Below are 3137 nucleotides of genomic sequence, written 5' to 3'. Positions count from 1 at the left end.
AACACCACGCCTGGCCCCAGGCCACCCGCACCGGCACCGCAGCCATCCTCATCACAAGACCCCAACCCACAGACCCGTAATGCAACGGCATTGCCTCTAGTCGGGCAGGCGCGAGGCAAGGATCAGCCCGCTCGCGTACTGGAGCAGGGCGCAGATGACTCGGGAGTCCTCGATCAGCCGTTCCGGGCCGCGCTCGTCCCGGGGGCTGCGGATCGCGCCCTTGCCCCAGTACGGGTTCATGTCGTCGATCAAAAGCTGTCCACCGGGTCTCAGGGCGGTGATGGCGCCGTCGAGCAGAGAAGCCTTCAGCCCACCGGGGACGTCCAGGAAAATCAGGTCGTAGCTTCCCAGGGACGGGATGACCTCTCTGGCATCACCGACCACCAGGGTCACCCCCTCGGGCCAGTGCGCGCTCGACGCGAGGCTGGACTTCCGCGGGTCTATCTCGACGCTGACGACCTCGACGTCGGTGCGGCCGCACAGCCCGTGCACGATCCACGCGAGACCGACACCGACTCCCGTGCCGAGTTCGAGAATCCGTCCGCCGATGGGTGTAGCCGCTGCGAGGACCGACATTAGTGCGCCCACCTCAGGACAGGACGACTTGACGAATCCGATCTGCCTGGCACGGGCATAGGCGGCGTCGACCGTGGGCGGTACCCGCACGGCGCTTCGAGCGCCCAGGCTCCGTTTCAATTTCTCGACATCGGCCGTCGACATCTCCCGGTCGAACGTCATGTTGACCCAGGACCGCGTACCTGACTCCCTCGCGGTGGCCGTTACCTCCATGGCTTGCCTCCCTGGTCGGAATGCCAGCAGCACGTTCGACCATGCGCCCGTTCCGTCGCGCCGTGCACCCGCACGGATCCCACGCCCGTTTAGGTGGCTTTCCGGCCCCGGCCAGGTACTCACGAGCAGTGAGGGCATGAATGATGCTCGCATGGTGGGTGTCGTCTCGCAAATTCGAACCGGATTCAACAATTGAATTCGATTGTTCATGCCCACTTCAGAGAAAGGCGCCGAGTCATGGCAGATTCCAGCAATTCCGGGAACCGCAAGCCGGAATCCCGCGTGATCCTCGAGTTCGACCGAGAGGTGACCGACAAGGAGGTCCAAGAGATGCAGGCCAAGCACAACGCGACTTCCGCGTTCCTGGAGGACGCGGATCACCACGACCACGACCACACCCCCGACGTCGTGGACATGGGGGAGGTCGACGAGTAACGCACCTGCTCGTGTGCCGCACCGAGCAGGTGCGGCACGAACAACATCGACGAAACCACAGGCGACCCGCAAACGGCGCACAGGTGCGCCGGAACGGCACAGACAGAGAGGCCAGAGATGGACTTGAACGCATTCGACACGGCACTGTCGCGCAAGCCGTTCGGCGACAGCCCCTATGTGCTTGAACAGATGCACCTCACGTTCAAACGTCGGCTCGAGAAGCTCGGCACGGCTCTACCATCCGCCCGCCACCTGCTGACCACCCTTCAGCATGCCGAGCCCCAGGCCGAATACCGCACGCTCGGGGATCCGCTCTTGCGCCGGGCAGTCCAGCAACTTCTGACTCAGAAGGTAGTCGGGTCTCCGCGGAACTCACTGCCCCCGCACCTGTCCGCTCAGGTGGTCGAAGCCGCCGCGCAGCACGTGGAAGCCGGCGCCGCCAACGGACCACTGCAGGGCGACCCTGCCGAAGCGCAGTGGCTCGGCAATCCGTCCCGCACCCCCTGGATCTGGTCTCCCGACCAGGACCACAGCTTTCTCGGACAGACGTTCACACGCCTCATCGAGCAGCAGTTCGGCGCCGGGCTGGTTCAACCGAGCGAGGGCGAGCTGGCGGTTCTACACCAGGGGCTGCAGCTCCTGGACGAACTCCTGCCGCTGACTTCCCGCGGCGCCCTGAGCCACACTCACCTGATCGGAGTCACCTCCGGGACTGACGCGTGGGCGGGCAAGTCGTCGACCTCTCAGTTCACTGTGGTCGGGATTTTCTTCCTGAACCGCAAGCTCCTCCAAAACCCCTGGTGGGTGGCCGAGCACCTGCTCCACGAAGCTCTCCATCAAAAGCTGTACGACTTCCGCCACGCCCACTCCCTGCTGGTCCGTGACCTCGACGACTCCCCCAGCGCTCCCGCCGAGGTCCGTCGCATCGTGTCGCTGTGGAACGTCCCAGGCCTTGACGGGCACAACCGCTGGAACGCCCACCGCGCCATGGCGGCACTCCACGTCTACGTCCATCTGGCTCTGCTGTGTTCCCTTGCGGAACAACAGGCTCCACGGCTGCGGAACATCTATGGCCCGCTAGACGCCCCAAGTCCCATGACCCCCAGCCGCAAAGCCTTCGAACGGGCCCGATACCTGGCCGAGAGCCTGCGGGCCGAGTGCTGGGACGACCTCGGGCTCGCGGGCCGACGCATGGTCGACTGGCTCAATGCCATCCTGGATGCCATGGACCAGGCTCCTCCCCCCGCCGGCTCGTTCCTCCACCTCATGCTCGATCGCTACGTCAAGGAGGCACACCGGGTTCGCAAGGCACCGGTCTCCGACGGCCTGTCGACCACTCTGGCAGCTCTAGCGCTATCCGAAGCAGAGACCTTCCGCAAGGTCCTGTCCGCCGTCGGCGCCAAGGCCCAGCTCGACACCTTCACGACCCAACCGCCGCCACGGACCGCCCCTGACCACCACACGGCCTTCGCGCAACAGCGCCACCACATCGCCGACACCCTTCTGCGCCTCGCGCGGAACGGTTACAGCCTCGACTCTCTGTGCACGCCCCCCGGACCGTCCGCTGACGAGATGGTGCGCGCCATGGTGGAAGCCTCCAGCCAAGAGCTGGCAACAACCTCGGCGGTGACCTCCATCGGCCGTGACCGGCCACATCCCGAGTACTCCCCGACGCCTTCATAAGACGGTGTCCTACGTGGTGAGTTTGAGGAGCTGTTTGTAGCAGCAGAGGGCTGCGGCGAGGCCGAGAAACGCCAGGTAGTTGCGGGGATTTCGTTCGTAGCGGGGGCTGAGTCTGCGGTAGCCGGACAGCCAGGAGGTTGGGTCGGCCGCGCGGCGAGGTGCTCACCATGAGGGCGAGTCCTGTTCCGCGCGGCCTCCCGCCGAACCGGACATGACGGTTTCCCGGTCAT

Annotated in this window: 3 protein-coding genes and 1 pseudogene; 2 read left to right on the top strand and 2 right to left on the bottom strand. The window is 65.4% G+C overall.

Features of this window, described 5'->3' with window-relative positions:
• Nucleotides 1–96: 96 nt before the first annotated feature.
• Nucleotides 97–789 carry a class I SAM-dependent methyltransferase gene (locus ABZV42_RS42120; RefSeq protein ID WP_355991136.1) on the bottom strand — a complete coding sequence of 231 codons (693 nt, stop codon included), beginning with the start codon at nt 787–789 and terminating at the stop codon, nt 97–99.
• Between the two features lie 237 nt (nt 790–1026).
• On the opposite strand from ABZV42_RS42120, the gene ABZV42_RS42115 reads away from it, so the two are divergent.
• Nucleotides 1027–1224 (top strand): hypothetical protein, encoded by a 198-nt coding sequence (locus tag ABZV42_RS42115; RefSeq protein ID WP_355991134.1) that lies wholly within the window; start codon nt 1027–1029, stop codon nt 1222–1224.
• Between the two features lie 117 nt (nt 1225–1341).
• On the top strand, nt 1342–2907 hold the full coding sequence (locus ABZV42_RS42110) for a hypothetical protein (RefSeq protein WP_355991132.1): 1566 nt from the start codon (nt 1342–1344) through the stop codon (nt 2905–2907).
• Between the two features lie 9 nt (nt 2908–2916).
• Here the strand turns inward: ABZV42_RS42110 and ABZV42_RS42105 are convergent.
• A pseudogene (locus tag ABZV42_RS42105) lies at nt 2917–3042 on the bottom strand (IS5/IS1182 family transposase); the annotation flags it as partial.
• Nucleotides 3043–3137: the final 95 nt, after the last annotated feature.

Origin of the sequence: Streptomyces sp. NPDC005281, assembly GCF_040607495.1 — a bacterium.
Lineage (GTDB): Bacteria > Actinomycetota > Actinomycetes > Streptomycetales > Streptomycetaceae > Streptomyces.
Note: the sequence above shows the minus strand (reverse complement) of the source record. Positions and strands in the feature narration are given on the sequence as shown.